Source organism: Nonomuraea antimicrobica (genome assembly GCF_039536965.1).
GTDB lineage: Bacteria > Actinomycetota > Actinomycetes > Streptosporangiales > Streptosporangiaceae > Nonomuraea > Nonomuraea antimicrobica.
In genome coordinates, this window is record NZ_BAAAZP010000034.1 from 53,271 (window position 1) to 78,564 (window position 25,294).

At 70.6% G+C, this 25,294-nt stretch carries 23 protein-coding genes; 19 read left to right on the top strand and 4 right to left on the bottom strand.

The genetic code is table 11. From position 1 onward, the window contains the following. The first annotated feature begins 72 nt into the window (after positions 1-72). The 9 genes from ruvC (at position 73) to ABD844_RS10520 (ending at position 9,377) form a co-directional block, all read left to right on the top strand. Positions 73-603, top strand: a complete 531-nt coding sequence (gene ruvC, locus ABD844_RS10480; RefSeq protein WP_344875567.1) for a crossover junction endodeoxyribonuclease RuvC — start codon at positions 73-75, stop codon at positions 601-603. 54 nt (positions 604-657) lie between these two features. Next, positions 658-840, top strand: coding sequence for a hypothetical protein (locus tag ABD844_RS10485; protein ID WP_344875458.1), 183 nt, complete (start codon positions 658-660; stop codon positions 838-840). After that, a complete protein-coding gene (gene ruvA / locus ABD844_RS10490; protein ID WP_344875460.1) occupies positions 837-1,457 on the top strand; it encodes a Holliday junction branch migration protein RuvA in 621 nt (206 codons plus the stop codon). The genes ABD844_RS10485 and ruvA overlap by 4 nt, the downstream gene beginning before the upstream one ends. A 312-nt stretch (positions 1,458-1,769) precedes the next feature. After that, positions 1,770-2,810 carry a Holliday junction branch migration DNA helicase RuvB gene (ruvB, locus tag ABD844_RS10495; RefSeq protein WP_344875462.1) on the top strand — a complete coding sequence of 347 codons (1,041 nt, stop codon included), beginning with the start codon at positions 1,770-1,772 and terminating at the stop codon, positions 2,808-2,810. A gap of 211 nt (positions 2,811-3,021) precedes the next feature. Beyond that, positions 3,022-3,414, top strand: coding sequence for a preprotein translocase subunit YajC (gene yajC, locus ABD844_RS10500; RefSeq protein ID WP_344875464.1), 393 nt, complete (start codon positions 3,022-3,024; stop codon positions 3,412-3,414). Between the two features lie 44 nt (positions 3,415-3,458). Then, positions 3,459-5,297, top strand: a complete 1,839-nt coding sequence (gene secD, locus ABD844_RS10505; RefSeq protein WP_344875466.1) for a protein translocase subunit SecD — start codon at positions 3,459-3,461, stop codon at positions 5,295-5,297. Position 5,298: 1 nt separating this feature from the next. Next, on the top strand, positions 5,299-6,303 hold the full coding sequence (gene secF / locus ABD844_RS10510) for a protein translocase subunit SecF (protein WP_344875468.1): 1,005 nt from the start codon (positions 5,299-5,301) through the stop codon (positions 6,301-6,303). A 175-nt stretch (positions 6,304-6,478) separates the two neighbouring features. Beyond that, positions 6,479-6,997 (top strand): adenine phosphoribosyltransferase, encoded by a 519-nt coding sequence (locus ABD844_RS10515; RefSeq protein WP_344875470.1) that lies wholly within the window; start codon positions 6,479-6,481, stop codon positions 6,995-6,997. 187 nt (positions 6,998-7,184) lie between these two features. Next, positions 7,185-9,377 (top strand): RelA/SpoT family protein, encoded by a 2,193-nt coding sequence (locus ABD844_RS10520; RefSeq protein WP_344875569.1) that lies wholly within the window; start codon positions 7,185-7,187, stop codon positions 9,375-9,377. A gap of 34 nt (positions 9,378-9,411) precedes the next feature. Here ABD844_RS10520 and ABD844_RS10525 read toward each other — a convergent pair whose 3' ends face one another. The 3 genes from ABD844_RS10525 to ABD844_RS10535 all read right to left on the bottom strand — a co-directional run bounded on the left by ABD844_RS10525 (position 9,412) and on the right by ABD844_RS10535 (position 12,788). After that, positions 9,412-10,503, bottom strand: a complete 1,092-nt coding sequence (locus ABD844_RS10525; RefSeq protein ID WP_344875472.1) for a cupin domain-containing protein — start codon at positions 10,501-10,503, stop codon at positions 9,412-9,414. A gap of 117 nt (positions 10,504-10,620) precedes the next feature. Further along, complete coding sequence (locus ABD844_RS10530) at positions 10,621-11,850, bottom strand: DUF349 domain-containing protein (protein WP_344875474.1); 1,230 nt, start codon at positions 11,848-11,850, stop codon at positions 10,621-10,623. A 62-nt stretch (positions 11,851-11,912) separates the two neighbouring features. Beyond that, positions 11,913-12,788: a peptidylprolyl isomerase gene (locus ABD844_RS10535; protein ID WP_344875476.1), complete on the bottom strand. Its 876-nt coding sequence runs from the start codon at positions 12,786-12,788 to the stop codon at positions 11,913-11,915. 138 nt (positions 12,789-12,926) lie between these two features. On the opposite strand from ABD844_RS10535, the gene ABD844_RS10540 reads away from it, so the two are divergent. Genes ABD844_RS10540 through aspS form a run of 3 tightly spaced genes read left to right on the top strand, consistent with a single transcriptional unit; the run spans position 12,927 to position 16,703 of the window. Then, positions 12,927-13,607: an MBL fold metallo-hydrolase gene (locus tag ABD844_RS10540; RefSeq protein ID WP_344875478.1), complete on the top strand. Its 681-nt coding sequence runs from the start codon at positions 12,927-12,929 to the stop codon at positions 13,605-13,607. After that, a complete protein-coding gene (gene hisS / locus ABD844_RS10545) occupies positions 13,607-14,866 on the top strand; it encodes a histidine--tRNA ligase (RefSeq protein WP_344875480.1) in 1,260 nt (419 codons plus the stop codon). Before ABD844_RS10540 ends, hisS begins: the two co-directional genes overlap by 1 nt. A 55-nt stretch (positions 14,867-14,921) precedes the next feature. Continuing rightward, a complete protein-coding gene (gene aspS, locus ABD844_RS10550) occupies positions 14,922-16,703 on the top strand; it encodes an aspartate--tRNA ligase (RefSeq protein WP_344875482.1) in 1,782 nt (593 codons plus the stop codon). A 173-nt stretch (positions 16,704-16,876) separates the two neighbouring features. On the opposite strand, the gene ABD844_RS10555 is transcribed toward aspS, so the two are convergent. After that, positions 16,877-17,788, bottom strand: a complete 912-nt coding sequence (locus ABD844_RS10555) for a peptidylprolyl isomerase (RefSeq protein WP_344875484.1) — start codon at positions 17,786-17,788, stop codon at positions 16,877-16,879. Between the two features lie 169 nt (positions 17,789-17,957). Between ABD844_RS10555 and ABD844_RS10560 the strand changes: the two genes are divergently transcribed. The 7 genes from ABD844_RS10560 to mltG all read left to right on the top strand — a co-directional run bounded on the left by ABD844_RS10560 (position 17,958) and on the right by mltG (position 24,999). Beyond that, positions 17,958-18,437 (top strand): DUF2231 domain-containing protein, encoded by a 480-nt coding sequence (locus ABD844_RS10560; RefSeq protein WP_344875486.1) that lies wholly within the window; start codon positions 17,958-17,960, stop codon positions 18,435-18,437. 98 nt (positions 18,438-18,535) lie between these two features. Continuing rightward, on the top strand, positions 18,536-19,777 hold the full coding sequence (locus tag ABD844_RS10565) for a replication-associated recombination protein A (protein WP_486348539.1): 1,242 nt from the start codon (positions 18,536-18,538) through the stop codon (positions 19,775-19,777). A gap of 198 nt (positions 19,778-19,975) precedes the next feature. Then, positions 19,976-20,365, top strand: coding sequence for a DUF948 domain-containing protein (locus ABD844_RS10570; protein WP_344875490.1), 390 nt, complete (start codon positions 19,976-19,978; stop codon positions 20,363-20,365). Continuing rightward, positions 20,362-20,592 carry a hypothetical protein gene (locus ABD844_RS10575; RefSeq protein ID WP_344875492.1) on the top strand — a complete coding sequence of 77 codons (231 nt, stop codon included), beginning with the start codon at positions 20,362-20,364 and terminating at the stop codon, positions 20,590-20,592. Before ABD844_RS10570 ends, ABD844_RS10575 begins: the two co-directional genes overlap by 4 nt. Before the next feature lie 33 nt (positions 20,593-20,625). Next, on the top strand, positions 20,626-23,298 hold the full coding sequence (alaS, locus tag ABD844_RS10580; protein ID WP_344875494.1) for an alanine--tRNA ligase: 2,673 nt from the start codon (positions 20,626-20,628) through the stop codon (positions 23,296-23,298). 1 nt (position 23,299) lies between these two features. After that, a complete protein-coding gene (gene ruvX / locus ABD844_RS10585) occupies positions 23,300-23,779 on the top strand; it encodes a Holliday junction resolvase RuvX (protein WP_344875496.1) in 480 nt (159 codons plus the stop codon). Further along, positions 23,776-24,999 (top strand): endolytic transglycosylase MltG, encoded by a 1,224-nt coding sequence (gene mltG / locus ABD844_RS10590; RefSeq protein WP_344875498.1) that lies wholly within the window; start codon positions 23,776-23,778, stop codon positions 24,997-24,999. The genes ruvX and mltG overlap by 4 nt, the downstream gene beginning before the upstream one ends. Positions 25,000-25,294 lie beyond the last annotated feature (295 nt).

Below are 25,294 nucleotides of genomic sequence, written 5' to 3' on the forward strand. Positions count from 1 at the left end.
CGCGCCCCGCTCAGCAGGGGTAAAGTCTCGTGCCGAACAGATGTTCGGCGACGGGGCCGGGAGGGCATGCGGGTGCGGGTGTTGGGCGTCGATCCGGGGCTGACCCGGTGCGGCCTGGGCGCCGTCGAAGGGCGCCCGGGAGCGCCGCTGTCGCTGGTGGCCGTCGGGGTGGTGCGGACCGGGGCCGACGACGAGCTGGGGTCCAGGCTCGTCCGCATCGAGGCGGGCATCGAGGAGTGGCTCGACGACGTACGCCCCGAGGCGGTGGCCGTCGAACGGGTCTTCAGCCAGCACAACGTCCGCACGGTGATGGGCACCGCGCAGGCGGCGGGTATCGCGATGCTCTGCGCGGCCCGGCGTGGGCTCCCGGTGGCGCTGCACACGCCGTCCGAGGTCAAGGCGGCCATCACCGGCAGCGGCAGGGCCGACAAGAAGCAGGTCGGCGCCATGGTCACCCGCCTGCTGCGGCTGGCGGAGATGCCCAGGCCCGCCGACGCCGCCGACGCGCTCGCCCTGGCCATCTGCCACGTCTGGCGCGGCGGCGCCCAGCACCGCCTGGCCGAAGCCCTGGCCAAGGCCACTCCGAAAGGCCCGCGCCGGTGAGCCCTGGCCGGAGGTTCACGTGGTGTCGGTGGTCGCCGGGGCCCGGAGTGCGCTATGACAGATAGCCGCATCGCCGGCGAGCCCAAGGCACAGCCGGGGCAGACGCGTGCGGGAAGCAGAGCCGTGGCGGAGGTGCCAGTGACCAGGGGGACGGGTGTGATCGCGCCGATGGGGCCGGTGACCGGCGGCACGGCCGCGATCGGGTCAGGGGGAGCGGTGGCAGGAGGGCTGACGTGATCGCGTCGGTGGCGGGCAGGGTGACCGCGATAGCGCCCGACGGAGCCGTGATCGAGGTCGGCGGCGTCGGCATTCTGACCCACTGCACTCCGGGCACCCTCGCGACCCTGCGCATGGGAGAAGACGCGCGCCTGGCGACGTCGCTGGTCGTGCGTGAGGAGTCGCTCACTCTTTACGGCTTCGCCACCGACGACGAGCGGGCCGTGTTCGAGCTGCTTCAGACGGCCAGCGGCGTCGGGCCCAAGCTGGCCCTGGCCATGCTCGCCGTGCACCCGCCCAACGCGCTGCGGGTGGCCGTCGCCAGTGCCGACCTCAAGGCGCTGACGAAGGTGCCGGGCATCGGCCAGAAGGGCGCGCAGCGGATCGTCCTGGAGCTGAAAGACCGGCTCGGCACGCCGGAAGAGGCCGTCAACGCCGCGCTCAACGGGGAGCGGCGGGTGGCGCTGTGGCGGGATCAGGTGCACTCGGGGCTGGTGGGGCTGGGCTACTCCGGCAAGGACGCCGACGAGGCCGTCGCCACCGTGGAGCCCGAGGCCGAGGCCGAGCTGGCCGCCGGACGCCAGCCCCAGGTCGCCGCCCTTCTCAAGGCCGCCCTGCGCTCCCTGAGCGTCCGATGACCCCTCCCCTCCGCCGCGCCCGCACGGTCCCGCGCGATCCGCGAAGAGCCGAAACCACAGGCGAACGGCCGCGAGCCGGGACCGGCACCCTCGCCGGAGAGCCCGTGAGCCGGGTCTGCGCCGGCAAGATCTCAGTCGGCAAGGTCTCGGTCAGCGAGGTCTCAGTCAGCAGGGGCGCTGTCGGCAAGGGCACTGTCAGCGGGGGCGCTGAGGGCAGGGGCGCTGTCAGCGGGGGCGCTGTAGGCAAGGCCGCTGTCGGCAAGGGCGCTGTGGGCATGGGCTCGGTCAGCCGGGGCGTCGGCAAGAGGAGGCATGGGCGTGGGGTATGAGCGGGAGGAGATCCTGTCGCCCTCCGCCGGAGGCGACGAGCTCCAGATCGAGGCCGCGCTCCGGCCCAAGCGCCTGAGCGAGTTCATCGGCCAGGGGCGCGTGCGCGAGCAGCTCTCCCTCGTCCTGGAGAGCGCCCTGCGCAGGCGGCGCCCGCCCGACCACGTGCTCATGAGCGGCTCTCCCGGCCTCGGCAAGACCACGCTGGCCATGATCATCGCAGCCGAGCTGAACGCCCCCCTGAGGATCACCTCCGGCCCCGCCCTGGAGCGCGCCGGAGACCTCGCCGCCATCCTGTCGACGCTGGCGGAGGGCGAGGTGCTGTTCATCGACGAGATCCACCGCATGGCCAGGCCCGCCGAGGAGATGCTCTACCTCGCCATGGAGGACTTCCGGGTCGACATCGTGGTCGGCAAGGGGCCGGGGGCCACCGCCATCCCGCTGGAGATCGCGCCCTTCACGCTGGTCGGCGCCACCACGCGCGCGGGCCTGCTGCCCGCGCCGCTGCGCGACCGCTTCGGCTTCACCGCCCACATGGACTTCTACGAGGTCGCGGAGCTGGAGCAGGTGCTCCACCGCTCGGCCAAGCTGCTCGAGGTCGCGCTGCCCGGCGAGGGCGCGCACGAGATCGCCAGGCGGTCCCGGGGCACGCCGCGCATCGCGAACCGGCTGCTGCGCCGCGTGCGCGACTTCGCCGACGTCCGCGCCGACGGCCTGGTCAACCGGGAGATCGCCTCGGCGGCGCTCAACCTGTACGAGGTCGACGGCGAAGGGCTCGACCGGCTCGACCGGGCCGTGCTGGGCGCGCTGCTGCGGAAGTTCGGCGGCGGCCCGGTCGGTCTCTCCACGCTGGCGGTGGCCGTGGGGGAGGAGCCGGAGACGGTCGAGGTGGTGGCCGAGCCGTTCCTCGTCCGCCAAGGGCTGCTGGCCAGGACCCCGCGCGGCCGGGTCGCCACGGCTGCCGCCTGGACACATCTCGGAATGACTCCGCCACCCGACGCGTTCGGAGCGTCGCTTTTCGACTGATCACAGAACGGTTGCAACCATTTCAAATTGGGAACTTCCCCGCGCGCCGAAACGCTGCCTCGTTGCCGCGTTTCGCAACAAGCGCCTACACTCCGTGGCTTGGCTGGCTGTGTAGGCTGACGGGCTGAGCGGCGCGGCCCGACGCAACGCACGGAATTTCCGGCGCGAGGCCGGTGTCAACTTCTTGTACGACAATGGAAGGTCGCCCCTGATGGACATGGGACAACTCGGAAGCATCCTGCCGCTGATTCTTCTGGTGGTGGTGTTCTACTTCCTGCTGATCCGCCCCCAGCGCAAGCGCCAGCAAGAGGCAGTCAAGATGCAGAACTCCCTGGCGCCCGGCGCCCGGGTGATGACCACGACCGGGCTGTTCGGCACCGTCGTCGCGGTGGACAATGAGGACGTCATCCTCGAGATCGCGCCGGGGGTCGAGACGCGCTGGGTGAAGGCCGCCATCGGCCGCGTTGTCACCCAGTCCGACGCGGCCGGGAGTGACGACGAGCCGTCCGCCCAGGAGACCGGGCTCGGCGAAGAGGGCAAGAAGGAGTCCGAGGCCACCGTGGAGCGCAACGGCGACCAGGACTCCAGCACGAAGCAGTCCTGACTAAGCTCTGCGATACAACCTCTATCTGAAAGAACTGACGACCAGTGGCCCGACCGACCAGCCGCCACAGCCGACCGGGGCGTACGCTCCTGGTGCTGCTGGCGCTCATCCTCGCCCTGGGCGGGACGATGCTCTTGCAGAAGGCGTTCACGCCCAAGCTGGGGCTCGACCTCGCGGGCGGCACGACGGTGACTTTGTCCCCCGTGACCCAGAACAACGCGGCGCCGCCGGAGGAGATCCTCGACCGCGCGGTGAACATCATCCGCGACCGGGTCAACGGCACCGGAATCTCCGACGCGGAGGTCGCCAAGTCCGGCGACAACATCATCATCTCCATCCCGGGCGTCGGCCAGAGCGAGGCCATCAAACTGGTCGCGACCACGGCGGAGCTGCGTTTCCGCCAGGTGCTCGCCATGGAGGCCACGCAGGTCCCGCAGAACCTCCCCACGAACGCGCCGACGCCGAGCGGCTCCGCGAGCCCGTCGGGCAACGCGTCCACCTCGCCGTCCTCGTCGCCGTCCGGCTCGCAGTCGGTCTCCACGCCGAGCGCCTCCCCGACGGGCAAGGCGCTGTCGTCGGCGCTGACCGCCCCGTCCCCGGCGGCGTCGGCGCCCGCCGAGGGCTCCGGCCAGGCGTCCGCCGACCCGTCCGCGCAGCCTTCGGCCAATGAGAGCGGCGGCCAGAACGGCAAGAAGCAGGACGACAAGGCCCAGGACGCGAAGGCGTCGCCCTCGGCCACGCCCTCCGGCCAGGCCGGCACGCCGCCCGCGCAGGACCCCAACGCCGGGATCGACACCTCGGGCATCGACCCGGCGGTGCTGGCGCAGTTCAACAAGCTCGACTGCGCCACCCCGGCCAACCGCGGCCAGGGCGTCCAGGACGACCCGAACAAGCAGTACGCGGCCTGCGAGACCGACGGCAGCTTCAAGTACGTCCTCGACGTCGCCAAGGTCGTCGGCACCGACATCGACACGGCCACGTCGGGCGTGCAGCAGGGCACCACCGAGTGGATCGTCCAGCTCGACTTCAAGAGCAAGGGCGCCGGCGAGTGGAGCAAGCTCACCACCGCCGCCTACAACTCGCCCGAGCCGCGCAACAAGGTCGCGGTCGTGCTCGACGGCGTCGTCATCACCGCCCCCAACATCATCAGCCCGATCCCCGGCGGCCGGGCCGAGATCACCGGCGGCTTCGACCAGATCAGCGCCACCAACCTGGCCGACCAGCTCAAGTACGGCGCGCTGCCGCTGAAGTTCAACCGCAGCTCGGTCGACACGGTCTCGTCCACCCTGGGCCAGGACCAGCTCACGGGCGGCCTGATCGCGGGCCTGATCGGCCTGGCGCTCGTGGTCGTCTACTGTCTGCTCTACTACCGGGGCCTGGGCATCGTGGCGGTGCTGAGCCTCGTGGTGGCCACGATCATCACGTACACGGCGGTGGTCGTGCTCGGCCACAACGCCAACTTCCGCCTCTCGCTGCCCCACATCATCGGCCTGGTGGTCTCGATCGGCATCACCGCCGACTCCTTCATCGTGTACTTCGAACGCATACGTGATGAGATGAAGGAAGGACGGCGGTCGCTTCGCGCGGCCATCGAGGTGGCCTGGGTCCGTGCACGGCGCACGATCCTGATCGCCGACGCCGTCATGTTCATCGCCGCGATCGTGCTCTACTTCCTGGCGGTGGGCGGTGTGGCCGGGTTCGCGTTCGCGATGGGCCTGACCACGCTGATCGACATCGTGGTGGTGTTCCTGTTCACCAAGCCGTTCATCGCCCTGCTGGCGCGGCTGAAGTTCTTCGCCAAGGGGCATCCGCTGTCGGGTCTCGACGCCGAGCGCATGAGCGAGGCGTCCACCGGCCGCCCGAACACTCCGCAGGAGGCCTGAGATGGGACTGGGGCGTCGCCTCTACCGCGGCGAGATCGACGTCGACTTCGTCGGCCAGTGGAAGCTGTGGTACAGCCTGTCGGGCTTCCTGCTGCTCATCTCGATCGCGGGTCTGGTGTTCAACGGCGGGCTCAATCTGGGCGTGGAGTTCAGAGGCGGTACGGTCTTCACGTTCAAGACCGAGCAGGCCACCGTCGAGCAGGTCCGCACGACCGTCATCGACGAGGGCGTGCACCAGGCGATCGTCCAGTCGGCCGGCGAAACCGGCTGGCGGGTGACCACCGAGAGCCTCCCGGAGAACACCAGGGAGCAGGTGCAGTCCGAGATCGCCAAGGACTACAACATCCCGGCGGGGCAGGTCAGCGTCCAGGCCATCGGCCCGTCCTGGGGCGGTGAGGTCTCCCAGAAGGCCTGGATCGGCCTGGGCGTCTTCATGCTGGCGATCATCCTGTACCTGTCGATGGCGTTCGAGCCGAAGATGGCCCTGGCCGCCGTCGTCGCGCTCGTCCACGACCTCGTCATCACGGCCGGCATCTACGCCTGGTCGGGCTTCGAGGTCACGCCCGCGACGATGCTGGGCTTCCTGACCATCCTCGGTTACTCGCTCTACGACGCGGTCGTGGTGTTCGACATGATCAAGGAGGTCACGGCCAAGCTGGGGCACACGTCCAAGCAGACCTACTCGATGGCGGCCAACAACGCGCTCAACCACACGCTGATCCGCTCGCTGAACACCTCGCTGGTCGCGATCCTGCCGGTGGCGGCGATCCTGTTCATCGGCACCACGCTGCTCGGCGCGGGCACGCTGAAGGACCTGTCGCTGGCCCTGTTCGTCGGCATGATCGTCGGCACCTACTCCTCGCTGTGCGTGGCGACGCCGCTGCTGGTGACGCTGAAGGAGCGCGAGCCGAAGTACCAGGCCATCGCCAAGCGGCTGGCCTCCACCGGAGGCGGCGGCGCAGGCGGCAAGAAGGGTTCCAAAAGCACGGCCGTAGCCAAGGGCTAGCCGGAGCTCCTGTACGACGCCCTCGCCCCTCGCCGGGGCGGGGGCGTCGTTCGTGTGCGTCCGGGCGATTGGAGGGCCTCTCAGGGGCCTCTCAGGGCTCTCCGTACGGACTCGCGCCCGGAATGCACCATCATGGAGCCCGGCAGACGGCCGGTGGAGAAACGTGAGGAACGCCATGACAGAGCTGAGCACGATCATCCTTGACCGGATCAGGGACGTGCCCGACTACCCCAAGCCAGGCGTCCTGTTCAAGGACATCACCCCGCTCCTGGCCGACCCGGTCGCGATGACGGCCGTGGTGGACGAGCTGGCCGGGCTGCACCAGGTGGACAAGATCGTGGGGATCGAGGCGCGCGGGTTCATCCTGGCCGCGCCGGTGGCGTACCGGGCGAGGGCCGGGTTCGTGCCCGTGCGCAAGAAGGGGAAACTGCCCGCCGAAACCCTGGAAGAGTCCTACGATCTGGAGTACGGCTCCGCGACCATCGAGGTCCACCGTGACGCCTTCACGCCCGGCGACCGGGTTCTCGTCGTCGACGACGTGCTGGCCACCGGGGGCACCGCGAGGGCGGCCGTGGAGCTGGTGAAGAGGGCCGGAGCCGAGGTGGTCGGCATCGCCGTGCTGATGGAGCTGGCCTTCCTCAAGGGACGTGAGCGTCTGCCGGGAGTGGAGTTGCACTCCCTCGTGATCGTGTGAGCCCGGCCCACGGAGGCCCAGGTTGGCTGCCTGGATACACTGGGGGGATCTGGACTCGAACGTGAGGAGCATTGCGTGAGGAGTCTGTGTGCCCCGTGACGTGGTCGCGCCCGACGTGACCGACGCCGGCAGTGCCGAGGCGCCCGGCGCTCCGGCGGTGCGTCGCAGGCGGTTCGGGGGTGGGGCCATGAATCCGGTGCTGGAGCCGTTGTTCCGGACGGTCCGGGCCACCCACCCCAAGGCCGACCTGCGGCTGATCGAGCGTGCGTACGACGTCGCCGCCTACCACCACCGCGACCAGAAGCGGAAGTCCGGCGACCCATACATCACCCATCCGCTGGCCGTCGCGACCATCCTGGCCGAGCTGGGCACCGACGACGAGACGCTGTGCGCGGCCCTGCTGCACGACACGGTCGAGGACACCGCCTACGGCCTCGACGAGCTGCGCGGCGACTTCGGCGACACGATCGGGTCGCTGGTCGACGGCGTCACCAAGCTCGACAAGGTCAAGTTCGGCGACGCCGCGCAGGCCGAGACCGTGCGCAAGATGGTCGTGGCCATGTCGCGCGACATCCGGGTCCTGATCATCAAGCTGGCCGACCGGCTGCACAACATGCGCACCATGCGTTACCTTCCGGAGCACAAGCGCCACCAGAAGTCCCGCGAGACGCTGGAGATCTTCGCCCCGCTGGCCCACCGCCTGGGCATGAACACGATCAAGTGGGAGCTGGAAGACCTCGCCTTCGCCATGCTCTACCCCAAGCGCTACGACGAGATCGCGCGCATGGTGTCGGAGCGGGCGCCGCGTCGCGACCTGTTCCTGCAGGAGGTCATCGAGAAGGTCTCGGGCGACCTGCGCGAGGCCAAGATCCGCGCGGTGGTCAAGGGCCGGCCGAAGCACTACTACTCGGTCTACCAGAAGATGATCGCCCGCGACGTGGCGTTCGACGACATCTACGACCTCGTGGGCATCCGCGTGCTGGTCGACAGCGTGCGCGACTGCTATGCCGCGCTCGGCACCATCCACGCCAGGTGGAACCCGGTGCCGGGCCGGTTCAAAGACTACATAGCGATGCCCAAGTTCAACATGTACCAGTCGCTGCACACCACGGTGATCGGTCCCGAGGGCAAGCCGGTGGAGCTGCAGATCCGCACCCACGCGATGCACCACCGGGCCGAATACGGCGTGGCCGCGCACTGGAAGTACAAGGAGGAGGTCGGCGCCCCCGGCCCCACGGGCAAGGTCAAGCCGGGCAGCGACATGGCCTGGCTGCGCCAGCTCCTCGACTGGCAGAAGGAGACCGCCGACCCCGGCGAGTTCCTCGAGTCGCTGCGCTTCGACCTGTCGGTCTCCGAGGTCTACGTGTTCACCCCGAAGGGCCAGGTCATCGCCCTGCCCGAGGGGGCCACGCCGGTCGACTTCGCCTACGCGGTGCACACCGAGGTGGGCCATCGATGCATCGGCGCCCGGGTCAACGGGCGGCTGGTGCCCCTGGAGTCGCGGCTCGGCAACGGCGACACGGTGGAGATCTTCACCTCGAAGTCGCCCGACGCCGGGCCGTCGCGCGACTGGCTGAAGTTCGTCAAGTCGGGCCGGGCCCGCAACAAGATCCGTCAGTGGTTCTCCAAGGAGCGCCGCGAGACCGCGATCGAGGCGGGCAAGGAGGCCATCGGGCGGGCCATGCGCAAGCAGGGCCTGCCGCTGCAGCGGCTGATGTCGGGCGAGTCGCTGCTGGCGCTCGCCCGCGACCTGCGCTATCCCGACGTGTCCGCCCTCTACGCGGCCGTGGGAGAGGGGCACATCGCGGCCCAGGCGGTCGTACAGAAGCTGGTGGCCTCCATCGGCGGGGTCGACAGCGCCGAGGAGGACATCGCCGAGACCTCGCTGCCGACCCGGCTGCGCGGCCGTCCGCGCGGCGGTGGCGGCGCGGGCGTGGTGGTGGCCGGCGACGCCGACGTGTGGGTACGCCTGTCGAAGTGCTGCACCCCGGTGCCCGGCGACGAGATCGTCGGGTTCGTCACCCGCGGCCACGGCGTGTCCGTGCACCGCGGCGACTGCACCAACGTCCAGCAGCTCAAGACGCAGCCCGACCGGCTGGTCGAGGTGAGCTGGTCGCCTGGCGACGACAGCGTGTTCCTGGTGGCCATCCAGGTCGAGGCGCTCGACCGGCCGCGGCTGCTGTCCGACGTCACCCGTACGCTGTCCGACCAGCACGTCAACATCCTGAGCGCGTCGGTGACGACGTCGCGCGACCGGGTGGCGATCAGCAAGTTCACCTTCGAGATGGGCGACCCGAAGCACCTGGGCCACGTACTCAGGGCGGTGCGCGGCATCCAGGGCGTCTTCGACGTCTACCGGGTCAGCGGCGCGGGCAACTGACCGGCGCGCCCTACCGGTGCGCCCCGCGGCGCGGTCAGCGGGTGCGCAGGCTGGGGAGGTTGACGACGATCGCTTCCTGCGTGCTGCGGGCGATCACCACGACCGCCTCCCGCGACGGGTCGGGGTTCTCCTCGCGGTGCGGCACGTACGGCGGCACGTAGACGTAGTCGCCGGGCCCCGCGTCGATGCGCACCTCCCTGTCGTCCTCCAGGAACACGAACGACGGCCTGCCGCTGACCACGTAGATCGCCGTCTCGGAGGCCCCGTGGTGGTGGTCGGAGGAGCGGGTGGCGGGGGAGACGTGGGTCTGGCCCATCCACAGCCGCGCCGACCCGGTGGTGGCCCCGCTGATCGCGGACAGGCGCCGCATGCCGGGGCTCTGCGCCGTATCGCCGGAGAGCGCCTCTGAGGCGACGTGACGCAGGGTCTGGTGGAAGGGGTCACCCTGGCTCCGGTAACCCTCCCAGAGGCGCCCTCCGGCCCGTTCGAGCACGCCTGTGGCCACGGCCGTCAGCCTGGCGGGGTCGTCGTGGGCACTCAGCAGCTCGTCGGCGAGCCCCGGATCGTGCGCGCGCAGCTCCCGCAGCAGCCACTTGCCGCTGCCCTGCCACCACCGCCCGGCGCCCAGCGCGGTCTTCGCGGCGGCCTGCACGACCTCCCAGCCGATGAACGCCCGCTCGCCCGCGTCCGTCGCGCCCGCCAGGTCGTCGAGCAGGTCGGACAGCGCGTGGCGGGCCTGCTCGGCCTGGCCTGCCGTCTGCCCGCCTGGACCGGCCGAGACGCGCTCGCCCAGCGCGCTCTGCAGGTCGCTGGCCCGCCCGCCAGTCCTGTCGGTCAGCACGGCGCCCTCCGCGCAGACACGCGCCAGCGTGGGCTGCCGCTCCTCGAAGCCCCGCTCGATGTAGGCGGCCAGGCTGGTCTCGCTGTGCGCGAACAACTCGATCGGCCACCCCTGCCAGCGCAACGTCTCGCGATAGGGGCGGTCGAGGCCGTCGAGCACCACGATGATGTCGAGATCTGAGGTGCTCGTGCGGCGCTCGGTGAGCACACTGCCGCCGACGAAGGCGTACAAAGCTCCCGGGAACGTCTCTTCGACGAAGGCGCGCGCGGCGGCGACGGGGTCCATGCTGGACAGCCTAGATCGCGGGCCCCGTCGCTCGCCGCCCGATTCGGCGACGGCGGCCCGCCAGTCAGAGGTGTTCAGCAGCGGTCCGGCGAGGGGCGCCCGGCCCCGCGCCGGACCCTAGCTGAACTCGGTGAGCGTGCGCTCGGCCTCCGCCAGCCACGAGCGGCGGGCGGTCAGGGCCTCCTCGGCCTCCTTGACGTCCTTGGCCCGCCCGGCGGCCTGCGCCTTGGACAGCCGCTTCTCGAGCTGCTCGATCGAGGTGCGGAGCTGGTCGACCGTGCTCTGGGCGCGGGCCCTGGCCTCGGGGTTGGACCGCTTCCACTCGGCGTCCTCGGCCTTGCGCACGGACTCGTCGACCTTGCGCAGCCCGCCCTCCAGCCGGTCGCGCTGCTCGCGCGGCACCGGGCCGGCGGCCTCCCAGCGCTCCAGGATGTGGCGCAGCGCCGCCCTGGCCGTGCGTACGTCGGTGACCGGCAGGATCTTCTCGGCCTCGGCCAGCAGCTCCTCCTTGGCCACCGCGTTGGCGGCCAGCGAGGCGTCCCGCTCGGCGAAGACCGCGGAACGCGCCTGGAAGAACTGGTCCTGGGCGGCCTTGAACCTGGCCCACAGCTCGTCCTCGGCCTCACGGGAGGCCCGGCCCGCGTTCTTCCACTGCTGCATCAGCTCGCGGTAGTAGGCCGCGGTCGCGCCCCAGTCGGTGGAGCCGGCGATCGCCTCGGCCTCGGCCACGATGCGTTCCTTGGCCGCCCGCACGCCCTCGCGCTGCTCGTCGAGCCCCGCGAAGTACGTCTTGCGCCGCTTGGCGAACGCCGTGCGCGCCGCCGAGAGCCGCTTCCACAGCGCGGCCTCGGTGACCCGGTCGATGCGGTCGGCGGCCTTCCACTCCTCGACGAGCTGGCGCAGCCGTTCGCCGCCCGACTTCCAGTGGGTGGTCTCGTCGGCGATGCGCTCGGCCTCGCCGACGATGCGCTCCTTGACCTCCCTGGCCTCGGCCCGCGCGTGCTCGCGGGCCGCCTTGACCTCCTCACGGCGCTGGGCCACCAGCTCGGTCAGGCTGTCGAGGCGGGCCGTCAGCGCGGCCAGGTCGCCGACGACGTGCGCGTCGGCGACGGCCTCGCGCAGCTTGACGATGCCGGCCTCGGCCTGGGCCGGCGCCAGATCGGTGCCCCTGACGCGCTGCTCGAGGAGCTGCACCTGCCCGGCCAGCTCGTCGTACTTGCGATGGAAGTAGGCCAGTGCCTCTTCGGGTTCACCGGCCTGCCAGGAGCCGACGGCCCGCTCTCCCTCAGCCGTACGCACGTAGACGGTGCCGTCGTCGTCTACCCGGCCCCACGGGTCGGTGCTCACCGTGTCCTCCCGCACTATCCATCAGACCCTTCGGGACTACTTCGTCCCTAGTTTGTATTACGTCAGCTCTTGCCGGCGATTGTCACGTCTTTGATTTCGAGGGTTTGCTTCGGTGCTCCGGTCCCGTCTCCCATGTCGGCGATGACTCCGGCTTTGTTCACCTTGTCCAGGATGTCGAGCCCCTTGGTGATCGTACCCACCGGTGTGTAATCGGGGGTGAGGCCGATGTCCCCGAAAACGAGGAAGAACTGGCTGCCCGTGCTGCCCGGGGCCTGGGTCTTGGCCATGGCCATCACGCCGCGCTTGTACTGGGCGCCGGTGAGGTTCTCCTCGGCCATCACGTAGCCGGGGCCGCCCGAGCCGTCGGTCTGGCTCTTTCCGTCGGCCTTGGCGGTCGGGTCGCCGCACTGGAGCATCGGGAACTGCGCGCTGCCGAGCCGGTGGCACTTGCTGCCGTCGTAGAAGTTCTTCTTCGCCAGGAACTCCAGCGAGTTCGTCGTGCACGGAGCCTTGGCGTTGTTCAACTCGACCACGATGTCGCCCTGGTTCGTCTCGAACGTCATCGTCTTCGTGGCGGGCTCGGTCTTCACCTTCGTCGGCGGCATGCCGACGTCCTCGACCTGGCCGCCGGCCGTGTCCTTGGCGTAGTCGCACGTGCCCGTCGCCGGGTCGTACGGCTTCGGGCCCGTGGCCGCCGTCGCGGCGGCGGTCTCGGCGGGTGTCGCCGAGGGCGACGCGGCGGCCGCCTCGGTGCCCGGGTCGTTGCCCCCTAGGAGCGCGACCGCGGCCACGATGCCGCCGACCACGATCACCACACCGACGGTGGAGCCGATGATCGCCGTGCGCTTGGCCTTCTGCTCGCGCTCGACGCGGCGCTGCCTCTGCCGCTCGAAGTGCTCGCGCGCGAGCTGCTTCTGCCGGTCCTTCCCCGTGGCCACCGCTTTGCCTCCCATAGTCAATCAACTGAGGTGGGCGAATCGTATCGGCCAATGGGTAATGATTCGCAGCCCGGCGACCCGCACCGGTACCCTTCGGTTACATTCCCATTGGCTTTTCGACGAGATCACCTGAGGCAGATGCTCATCGCCGGCTTCCCCGCAGGGGCCTTCCAGACCAACTGTTACGTCGTCGCGCCTGCCGCCGGCGAGGAGTGCGTGATCGTCGATCCGGGCCAGGACGCGACCGACGGCGTCGACGAGCTGCTGCGCGAGCACCGGCTCAAGCCCGTCGCGGTCCTGCTCACCCACGGCCACCTCGACCACGTCTGGTCGGTGGCCCCCGTCTGCGGCGCGCGCGACGTGCCGGCGTGGATCCACCCGGAAGACCGCCACCTGCTGAGCGATCCGGCGGCCGGCTGGTCGGACACCAGCGCCTCGCTGTTCGGCGGGCTGACGCTGAGCGAGCCCGACGACGTGCGCGAGCTGTCCGACGGGGCCGCGCTCCAGCTCGCCGGCCTCGAGCTCGTGGTCGACCACACGCCCGGCCATACCAGGGGGTCGGTGACCTTCCGGCTGCCCGGCGACGAGGTCATGTTCGCGGGCGACCTGCTGTTCGCCGGCTCCATCGGCCGCACCGACCTTCCCGGCGGCGACTACGCGACGATCCTGCGCAGCCTGGCTACCAAGTGTCTGCCGCTGCCTGACGATACGGTCGTCCTGCCGGGCCACGGACCACAGACCACGATCGGCCGCGAGCGCGTGACCAACCCGTACTTGAAAGAAGCCGCGCCGCACGCCGGTCCCACACGAGGGATCTAATGAGCTTCCAAGCACCGAAGGGCACCTTCGACTGGGTGCCGCCCCGCTCAGAGCGGGTTCTCGCCGTACGCGAGGCACTCGCCGCGCCGCTGCGCCGGGCGGGCTACGGCTACATCGAGACGCCTGTGTTCGAGGACACCCAGTTGTTCGCCAGGGGCGTCGGCGAGTCGACCGACATCGTCTCCAAGGAGATGTACACCTTCCCCGACAAGGCGGGCCGCTCACTGACGCTGCGCCCCGAGGGCACGGCCTCGGTCGTGCGCGCGGTGCTCCAGCACAACCTGCACACCGGCCAGCTCCCGGTGAAGCTGTGGTATTCCGGCAGCCAGTTCCGCTACGAACGCGCCCAGAAGGGCCGCTACCGCCACTTCTGGCAGGTGGGGGCCGAGGCGCTGGGCTCCGAGGATCCGGCGCTCGACGCCGAGATGATCGTGCTGGGCGTGCGCGGCTTCGCCTCGCTCGGGCTCAAGGGCGTCCGGCTGCTGCTCAACTCGCTGGGCGACAAGAGCTGCCGGCCCGCCTACCGGGCGGCGCTGCAGGAGTTCCTGCGCGGGCTCGACCTCGACGACGACACCAGGGCGCGCATCGAGATCAACCCGCTGCGGGTGCTCGACGACAAGCGGCCCGAGGTGCAGGCCCAACTCACCGGTGTTCCGCTGGTCGTCGACCACCTGTGCGCGGCGTGCAAGGCGTACCACGAGGAGGTGCGCGGGCTGCTGAGCGCCTGCGGCGTCGCCTTCGAGGACGACCCCCGGCTGGTGCGCGGGCTCGACTACTACACGCGCACGACGTTCGAGTTCGTTCACGACGGGCTCGGCTCCCAGTCGGCCGTCGGCGGCGGTGGCCGTTACGACGGGCTCAGCGAGATGCTCGACGGCCCGCCGCTGCCCAGCGTCGGCTGGGCGCTCGGCGTCGACCGCACCTTCCTCGCCCTGCAGGCCGAGGGCTTGGCCGACGACGAGGCACAGGAGCGCGTCCAGGTGTACGGTGTCCCGCTGGGCGACGACGCCCGCCGCCGCATGTTCCTGCTCGTCGACGAGCTGCGCGGCGCGGGCCTGCGCGCCGACATGGCCTTCGGCGGCAAGGGGCTCAAGGGTGCGATGAAGGGTGCCGATCGTTCCGGCGCGCGCTTCGCGCTGATCCTGGGCGAGCGTGACCTCGCGGCCGCGGCCGTGCAAGTGAAAGACCTGGCCACCGCCGAGCAGGCCGAGGTGCCGCTGGCCCAGGTCGTCGACGTCTTGAAGGGGAAGGTGCAGTGACCGGCGAGCCGGGGCCGCTGCCGCCCCTCTCCTCTCAGCATGAAGGGAAAGTGCAGTGATCCGCACGCATACCGCCGGGTCGCTCCGCGAGGAGCACGCCGGGCAGCAGGTGACGCTCGCAGGATGGGTGGCCCGCCGCCGTGACCACGGCGGCGTCGTCTTCATCGACCTGCGCGACGCCTCCGGCTCGGCGCAGGTGGTCTTCCGCGAGGAGGACCACGCCCACGACCTGCGCGCCGAATACTGCGTGCAGGTCGTCGGCCAGGTCAGGGTGCGCCCCGAGGGCAACGAGAACCCCGACCTGCCGACCGGCGCGATCGAGGTGGTGGCCGAGCGGGTCGAGGTGCTGAGCGAGTCCGCGCCGCTGCCGTTCCCGATCGAGGGCAACGTGGGGGTGTCGGAGGAGGCGCGGCTGAAGTACCGCTACCTCGACATCCGCCGCCAGCAGGTGGCCACCGCGATGCGCACCCGCTCCAAGGCCACCTACCTGGCCAACGAGGTGATGCACGAGCTGGGCTTCGTCTACGTCGAGACGCCCACCCTGACCCGCTCCACGCCCGAGGGCGCGCGCGACTTCCTGGTGCCGGTGCGCCTGCAGCCCGGCAACTGGTACGCGCTGCCGCAGTCGCCGCAGCTCTTCAAGCAGCTCCTGCAGGTGGCCGGGCTGGAGCGCTACTACCAGCTCGCCAAGTGCTACCGCGACGAGGACCTGCGCGCCGACCGGCAGCCGGAGTTCACGCAGATCGACGTCGAGATGTCGTTCGTCGACCAGGAAGACGTCATCGGGGTCGGCGAGCGGCTGATCGGCCGGCTGTGGAAGGACATCGTCGGCTACGACCTGCCGACGCCGCTGCCGCGCATGACGTACGCCGACGCCATGGCCCGCTACGGCTCCGACAAGCCCGACCTGCGCTTCGGCCAGGAGCTGGTCGAGATGACCGAATACTTCTCCGGCACCACCTTCCGCGTCTTCCAGGCCGACTACGTCGGCGCCGTGGTCATGCCGGGCGGTGCCGGGCAGACCCGCAAGGAGCTCGACGGCTGGCAGGAGTGGGCCCGCTCGCGCGGCGCCAAGGGCCTGGCCTACGTGCTCGTCCAGGAAGACGGCACGCTCGGCGGCCCCGTCGCCAAGAACCTGTCGGAGGCGGAGCTGTCCGGGCTGGCCGCCAAGGTCGGGGCCGAGCCCGGCGACGCGATCTTCTTCGCCGCCGGCGCCAGGAACGCCTCGCGCGACCTGCTGGGCGCGGCCCGGCTGGAGATCGGCCGCCGCTGCGACCTGATCGACGAGTCGCTGTGGTCGTTCCTGTGGGTCGTCGACGCCCCCATGTTCGAGGAGGACGGCGAGGGCGGCTGGACGGCCGTGCACCACCCGTTCACCGGGCCGAAGCCGGAGTGGGCCGACAACTTCCAGGACCACCCCGGCGAGGCGCTGGCCTACGCCTACGACATGGTCTGCAACGGCATGGAGATCGGCGGCGGCTCGATCCGTATCCACCGGGCCGAGATGCAGCAGCGGGTGTTCGACGTGCTGGGCATCTCCAAGGAGGAGTCCGAGAGCAAGTTCGGCTTCCTGCTGGAGGCGTTCAAGTACGGCCCGCCTCCGCACGGCGGCATCGCCTACGGCTGGGACCGCATCTGCATGCTGCTGTCCGGCGGCGACTCGATCCGCGACGTGATCGCGTTCCCGAAGACGGCCTCCGGCTTCGACCCGCTCACGGGCGCGCCCACGCCGATCACGGTCGAGCAGCGCAAGGAGGCGGGCGTCGACGCCCAGCCCAAGGCCGAGGCGGCCAAGGCCGACGGGTCCAGGACCGAGGCCTCCAAGGTCGAGGCGTAGCGGCGCTCCGGCGGGTGCGAGCGCGGGCCCCGCACGCGGGCGAACGGCCCGTCGCGCGGGTGAGGGCCGGTTCCCTGGCAAAAGGTTCCGTGGGAACGGGCCGTGGCAAAGGGACGTGGCACAGCGAAAGCGGCAGGCACCGGGCGGTGCCTGCCGCTTTGGCGCGGGTCCCCCTACTTGAGGGTGACCTTCTCGATGACGAGCGGGAGCTTCGGCGCGGAGGAGCCGCCGTCGCCCGTGATGTCGTCGGGGTTGGTGAGCACGCCGCCCTTGGAGATCTCGTCGAGGATCTCCATGCCCGACTTGACGATGCCGAGCGGCGTGTACGCCGGCTCGATCTGGGTGTTCTCGTCCGTCAGGGAGAAGGCGAACTGGCTGCTGTTCTGCCCGGCCGCGTCCAAGGGCTGGGTCAGGAAGACCACGCCCCTGGTGTACGGCATGACGCCCACCGCCTCGTCCGTGAAGACGTAGCCGGCGTTGCCCTGGCCGTCGGTGGGGCTCTTGCCGTCGGCCTTGGCCTGCGGGTCGCCGCACTGGATCAGGCCCAGGCCGGAGGTCTCGGGCGTGGCCAGGCGGTGGCACTTGTTGCCCTCGTAGAAGCGCTTCTTCGCCAGGAAGGCCATCGAGTTGACCGAGCACGGGGTGGCGTTGGCGTCGACCTCGATGACGATGTTGCCGCGGTTGGTCTTCAAGGTCATCGTCGACAGCTTCAGGTTGGGCTGCTTGGGCGGCAGGCCGACGTACTTGTGCGGGACCGAGTTGTCACGCTTGTACGTGCAGGAGATGTCGCTCGCCTTCCTGGGCGGCGCGGTGCTCGGCAACTGGGTCGGCAGCGTGGCGGAGGGCGAGGCCGACGCGGACGGCGAGCTCTGCGCCGAGGCGGGCTCCGACCCGTCGCCGTTGACCAGGGTGGTCGCGGCGAAGATGCCGCCGGCGACCACGACGACGGCCACGGCCGCGCCGATGAAGGTGTTCCGCCTGCCCTTGGCGTTCTGCTCGGCCGCCCGTTTCGACTGGCGTTCCTTGTGCTCTCGCGCCAGCTCTTTCTGGCGGTCCTCTTCGCTCTGGCGGTCGTCGCCGCTCACCGCTATGTCCTCTCGTTTTTGCCGTCGCATGACCAAACAACTCCGCGCATGCTACCGGCCCCTGATATGTGACGGACGTAAGTGGCGAAAGCCGCATGGTGCGACTGATGAGGTCGCGAACCATATGGTGCTGCCATTCGTAGTTGAAATGAGCACTAAGGAGCGCCTCATGTTCGACGAGATCATGGGCCTGCCGGCCCATCCGCTGATCATTCACTTCGCCGTGGTGCTGACCCCGCTCCTCGTCGCCGTCGCGGCAGTCTACGCGCTGCTGCCTCGCTGGCGTACCCGCATGGGGTGGGCGGTGGTCCTGCTCGCCCTGGCCTCCCCCGCGGCCGTCCTCGCGGCCAAGGAGAGCGGCGAGAACCTCCAGGCGGCCCGCTTCGCCACGGCCGAGGGCGAGCTGGCCGCCCGCATCTCCACGCACCAGAGCTTCGCGACCCCGCTGCTCCTCTCGGCGGCCGGGCTCGGCGTGGCGGCCCTGCTGCTCGTCTACTCCACCACCCCCGCCCGCGACTCCGTCGGCCGCGAACGCTTCGGCCGGCCCGTCACGGTGATCCTCTCGGCGGTGACCGTGGTGCTGGCGGCCGTGGCCGGCTATTTCGTCTTCCGCGCCGGGGACTCGGGGGCGCGGGCGGTGTGGTCGTAGCCGCGTCGAGCCCTTGCCACAGCGTGTAATCTCGCGTTGTGGATAGCCTGTTCGATTCGGCGGCCGAGGAGGCCACCCCGCAGCCCCTCGCGGTCCGGATGCGCCCGCGCACGCTCGACGAGGTGATCGGCCAGCGTCACCTGCTCGGGTCGGGCACTCCGCTGCGGCGCCTGGTCGAGAGCGAGGCTCCCATGTCGCTGTTCCTGTGGGGTCCGCCCGGCACCGGCAAGACCACGCTGGCCTACGTCGTCTCCAATGTCACCGAGCGGCGCTTCATCGAGGTCTCCGCCGTGTCGGCGGGCGTCAAAGACGTACGCGCCGCCATCGACAACGCCCGCCGCGAGCTGGGCATGACCGGCCGCCAGACCGTGCTGTTCGTCGACGAGGTGCACCGCTTCAACAAGGCCCAGCAGGACGCCCTGCTCCCCGCCGTGGAGAACCGCTGGGTCACCTTCATCGGCGCCACCACGGAAAACCCGTTCTTCTCGGTCATCTCGCCGCTGCTGTCGCGCTCGCTGCTGCTCACGCTGGAGTCGCTGTCCGACGACGACGTGCGGGCGGTGCTGGAGCGGGCGGTGTCCGACCCGCGCGGGCTGGGCGGGCGCGCGACGCTCTCGCCCGAGGCGCTCGACCACCTCGTACGCCTGGCGGGCGGCGACGCGCGGCGGTCGCTGACCTACCTGGAGGCGGCGGCGCTGCTGGCCGACGACATCACGGTGGAGGTGGTGGAGAAGGCCGTCGACAAGGCCGCCGTACGCTACGACCGGCAGGGCGACCAGCACTACGACGTGATCAGCGCGTTCATCAAGTCGATGCGCGGGTCCGACGCCGACGCCGCGCTCCACTACCTGGCCCGCATGATCGAGGCAGGGGAGGACCCGCGCTTCATCGCCCGCCGCGTGGTCATCTTCGCCTCCGAAGACGTGGGCTTGGCCGACCCGACGTGCCTGCAGACGGCGGTGGCCGCCGCGCAGGCGGTGCAGCTCATCGGGCTGCCCGAGGGGCAGATCAACCTGGCGCACGCGGTCATCCACTGCGCGATGGCGCCCAAGTCCAACGCCGTGGTCAAGGCCATCGGGGCGGCCGTCGGCGACGTACGCAAGGGGCTCATCGGCCAGGTGCCCGGCCACCTGCGCGACGCCCACTACCCCGGGGCGGCCAAGCTCGGGCACGGCGACGGCTACAAATACCCGCACGACTTCGACCACGGGCTGGTGCGCCAGGACTACGCGCCCGAGCAGGTGCGCGGGCGGCGCTACTACGAGCCGACCCGGCACGGGGCCGAGGCCCCGGTGGCCGAGCGGTGGGCCAAGATCCGTGACTTCCTGCGCGGCTCCTGACGCCGGCGCCCCGCCGTGCGCGTCCATGCGACACGGGAACGGCTGGTGACAGGCGAGATCCGAGCCTTGCGCGAGCCGTGACCGAAGTGCCGGGAGCCGCCGTGGCTGCCTGATCAAGGGAGGTTTCCGCACTAACGTTGTCACCCGAACGCGATAGGGTCTTGCCGTTCCGGCCCAGCGTACGAGGGAGATGAGCGGATGCTTACCGCTGGAGAGGTCGCCGGGCTGATCGCGGCCACGGGCTGGGTGGTCCTTGTCTGCGTCATGGCCGTGGTGCTCGTCAAGCTCGCCAGGCTGCTCACCGAGACCACCAAGGCGGTCGCCGACCTGAACAACCGCCTGGGGCCGCTGCTCGACGACGTCAGCGTCACGGTCAACGAGACCAACAGGCAACTGGTCGCCGTCGAGGCCATCGCCCACGACGTCAAGCAGGTCAGCGGGCACGCGGCCAGGCTCAGCGCCGTGACCCAGACCATCTTCACCGGGCCGCTGATCAAGGTGTCCTCGCTCGGCTACGGCGTACGCCGCGCCATCGAGGCCCGCCGGACGCGCACGCCCGCCAGGGCACGGCAGCGGCGGCCGCGATGATCAGGCGGCTGTTCTACCTCTCGCTCGGGGCGTTCCTCGCCTTCTGGGTGATGCGCAGGCTCCAGGCCCTGCACCCCGACCACGTCGCCCGGCGCACGGCCGACGGCGCGGCGGGGATGCTCCGGCGGGTGAGAGACTTTACTACCGACGCGCTCGGCGAGGCCGAGGCGCGCGAAACCGAGTTGCGGGCGCGCTTCGGGCTCGACAACGTTGAAGACGACAACTGACCACACGACTGACTACAGCAAAGGATGGCCACCATGGAGTCGGCAGAGATCGCCCGCCGCTTCCTGCGCTTCTTCGAGGAGCGTGGGCACAAGATAGTGCCCTCGGCCAGCCTGATCGCTGAGGACCCGACGCTTCTCCTGGTCAATGCGGGTATGGTGCCGTTCAAGCCGTACTTCCTGGGGCAGCGTCGGCCTCCGGGGTCACGGCTGGCCACCGCGCAGAAGTGCGTGCGCACCCCCGACATCGACATGGTCGGCAAGACCACCCGGCACGCGACGTTCTTCCAGATGCTGGGCAACTTCTCCTTCGGCGACTACTTCAAGGCCGAAGTGATCCCCTTCGCGTGGGAGCTGCTCACCAGGTCCGAGTCCGACGGCGGCTTCGGCTTCCCCGAGGACAAGCTGTGGGCGACGGTCTACCACGACGACGACGAGGCGTACGACCTCTGGCGCAACAAGGTCGGCCTGCCCGACGACCGCATCCAGCGCCGCGGCCTGGAGGACAACTACTGGCACATGGGCGTGCCCGGCCCCGGCGGCCCGTGCTCGGAGATCTACTACGACCGCGGCGCCGAATACGGCAAAGAAGGCGGCCCGATCGCCGACGAAGACCGCTACCTCGAGGTGTGGAACCTCGTCTTCATGCAGTACCAGCTCAGCGCCGTCCGCTCGAAGGTCGACTTCGACATCTCCGGCGACCTGCCGAGCAAGAACATCGACACCGGCATGGGCCTGGAGCGCATGGCGGCGATCCTGCAGGGCGTCGACAACCTCTACGAGATCGACACCACGTACAAGATCCTCGACCGGGCGGCCGAGCTCACCAAGACCCGCTACGGCCGCGACCACCGCGCCGACGTCAGCCTGCGGGTGATCGCCGACCACGTGCGCACCGGCACCATGCTGGTCGCCGACGGCGTCCTGCCGAGCAACGAGGGCCGCGGCTACGTGCTGCGCCGCATCCTGCGCCGCTCGATCCGCAACCTGCGGCTGCTCGGCTCGGGCGACGAGCGCTACATGCACGAGTTGACCGACGTCGCGATCAACGTCATGGGCGAGCAGTACACCGAGCTGAAGGCCGACGCGCCGCAGATCCACGCGGTCATCGACGCCGAGGAGGCGAGCTTCCTCGGCACGCTCCGCACCGGCACCGCGATCTTCGACGTGGCCGTCGAGGAGACCAAGCGCAAGTCCGGCGCCGCGATCTCCGGCGACCAGGCGTTCCAGCTCCACGACACCTACGGCTTCCCGATCGACCTGACGCTGGAGATGGCGTCCGAGCACGGGCTCAAGGTCGACGAGGAGGGCTTCCGCCGCCTCATGAAGGAGCAGCGGGAGCGGGCCAAGGCCGACGCGGCGGCCAAGAAGACCGGAAACGCCGACATCTCCGTCTTCGGGCAGCTCCTGGAGGCGGCGGGCAAGGTCGAGTTCCTCGGCTACGACCAGACCGAGGCCGACACGAGCGTGGTCGGCATCCTCGTCGACGGCGTGTCCGTCCCGGCGGCCGGCGCGGGCGCCACGGTCGAGGTCGTGCTCCAGCGCACCCCGTTCTACGCCGAGGGCGGCGGCCAGCTCGCCGACCAGGGCCTGATCCGCACGAGCGGCGCCGAGGTCGAGATCACCGACGTGCAGTCGCCGCTGGCCGGGCTGGTCGTGCACCGCGGCAAGGTGCGCGCCGGCGAGCTGAGGATCGGCGACGAGGCGCAGGCGGAGATCGACCTCGAGCGCCGCCGCGCGATCTCGCGCAGCCACAGCGCCACCCACCTCGTCCACCGCGGCTTCAAGAACGCGCTCGGCGAGACGGCGGCGCAGGCCGGCTCGGAGAACTCGCCCGGCCGCTTCCGCTTCGACTTCACCGCGGCGGGCGCGGTGCCGCCCAGCGTGCTGCGCGACGTCGAAGACGAGGTCAACGCCGTGCTGGTCAACGACCTCAAGGTCAACGCCTTCTACACCTCCCAGGCGGAGGCCAGGGCGATGGGCGCGCTGGCGATGTTCGGCGAGAAGTACGGCGACGAGGTCCGCGTGGTCGAGATCGGCGACTACTCGCGCGAGCTGTGCGGCGGCACCCACGTCCACAGCTCGGGCCAGCTCGGCCTGGTCAAGGTGCTGGGCGAGCAGTCGGTCGGGGCGGGCGTGCGCCGCGTCGAGGCGCTGGTCGGCATCGACGCCTTCCGCTTCCTGGCCCGCGAGAGCGTGCTGGTCAGCCAGCTCACCGAGCAGCTCAAGGCGCGCCGCGAGGAGCTGCCCGAGCGCATCGACGGCATCGTCACCCGCCTGCGCACGGCGGAGAAGGAGCTGGAGCGGCTCCGCTCGGCCCAGGTGCTCCAGGTGGCCGGCGAGCTGGTGGGGCAGGCCCGTGACCTGCATGGTGTCTCCGTCGTGACACACCGCGCGCCTGATGGCACCGGCGCCGACGATCTGCGTAAGCTCGCGCTTGATGTGCGTGGCAGGTTCCCGGCCGACCGGCCGGCGGTCGTCGTGATCGTCGGCGTCCCCTCCGACCGGCCGGTGGTGGTTGCCGCGGTCAACGAGGCGGGGCGCGAGCGGGGGCTCAAGGCCGGGAAACTGGTCGGCGTCGCCGCCAAGGCTCTGGGGGGTGGCGGTGGCGGCAAGGACGACGTCGCGCAAGGCGGTGGCACGCGGCCGGAGGCGATCGGCGACGCGTTGCGCCTGGTCGAAGAGGCGATTTCCGGGCAGCACGGCTGACATGAGATTCGGTTCACGGATCGGCGTCGACGTCGGCTCCGTACGCATCGGCGTGGCCCGCAGCGACCCTTCCGGGCTGCTGGCCACGCCGGTCGAGACTGTGAGGCGAGGCAAGGGCGACCTCAACCGCCTCGCCGCGATCGTCGCCGAACACGAGGCGATCGAGGTCGTGGTCGGGTTGCCCACCTCGCTGTCGGGGCGTGAGGGTCAGGCGGCGGGGCTGGCGCGCGAGTTCGCCGCCAAGCTCGCGGCTCGGCTGGCGCCCACGCCGGTCCGCCTGTTCGACGAGCGGCTGACCACGGTCGCGGCCCAGCACGGGCTGCGGGCCAGCGGCGTACGGAGCAAGAAGCAGCGCGGCGTCGTCGACCAGGCGGCGGCCGTCGTACTGCTCCAGGACGCGCTCGACTCCGAGCGCGCCACGGAAAGACCACCAGGCAGGCCCGTCGAACCGCCACCAGCGGCCGACGGATCTGCCTCATGAGCGGGAAACCGGACGACGAGGACGACGTCGGTGAGGTGATCCCGTTCCGCCCGGGGGAGGGCGCGGCCGACGAGCCCGACCTCCCGGCCGCCGAGGAGCGGCCCGAGGCGGCGAGACAACCGGCCGGGCGGCCGGTGGACGAGCCCGCGGGGCCCGAGGCGGAGGTCATCCCGCTGCCCGCGCGCCGGCACGGGGCCATCCGCAAGGTAGGGCTGCTGTCCGCGGGCCTGCTCGCCGGGGTGCTGGCCCTGGGCGTTGGGGCGATCGTGGTGCTCAAGCCGTACCTGAGCCCCGACGACTTCGACGGGCCGGGCAGTGGCGCGGTGACCGTGCGGATCGCGCCCGGCTCCAGCGCGCAGGCGATCGGCTCGGTGCTGGCCGAGGCCGGGGTGGTGGCCAGCGCGCAGTCGTTCGTGAACGCGACCGAGGACCGCGCGGTGAGCGACCGGCTGCGGCCCGGGCACTACCGGCTGCGCAAGGGCATGGCCGCGGGCGCGGCGCTCGACCTGCTGCTCGCCCCCGCCTCCCGGGTCCTGCGGCGGGTGACCGTGCCCGAGGGGATGCGGGTGTCGGAGGTGTTCGACCGCGTGGCCAAGCTCACCGGCCTGCGTGTGGACGACCTGCGCAAGGTGGACAAGGCCCTGGTCGGCCTGCCCCGGTACGCCCCGGGGCTGGAGGGGTTCCTGTTCCCCGCCACGTACGAGGTCGAGCCCGGCGACACGGCCGTGGACGTGCTGGCGGCCATGGCCGAGCGCTTCGCCGCCGCGGCCCGCCACGTGGGCCTGGAGGAGCAGGCCGGTCGGGTGAACCTGACGCCGCTCCAGGTCGTCACCGTGGCCAGCATGATCCAGGCCGAGGGCGGCACCGACGAGGACTACCCGAAGATTTCCAGGGTGATCTACAACCGCCTGGCCAAGGGCACCCCGCTGGAGATCGACAGCACCGTCCTGTACGCCCAGAACCGGAGAACTCTGAAGGTGACGGAGCGTGACACCAAGGTGAACTCTTCGTACAACACCTACCGCCACCGAGGGCTGCCGCCGGGCCCCATCGCCAATCCCGGAGAGAAGGCGCTGATGGCGGCTCTGAACCCTGCCGATGGTGATTGGCACTGGTTTGTCACCACGGATCCGGCGCATAGAATCACCAAATTCACTGACAAAGAGAGCGAGTTCGTGAGATACCGGGAAGAGTTGAACAAGAACCTCGGGACGAGATGATGTTCGACGGGACCACCCCTGGCCCCCGGCAAAAGCCCCAAAACGGGGCATGCGTCCTCTTTCCGTCCCTTAGCATGGCTACCCAGAGTGATCCCCGCCGGTCGTCCCCCCGCGTCCGGCGGATCCCCCAGTTTCGCTCGGTGACTCCAGCCGGTTGGGCAGATCCGCTTGACGTCCGGCTGCCGGCACCGGGAGATTGGCCAGCGCACCTATGAACGATCTCGATCTGAACACGCTGCTCGGCCCCGAGGACGACGAAGGCTCGCCTCGGCGCCGTACCCGAGCCGGCAAGCGC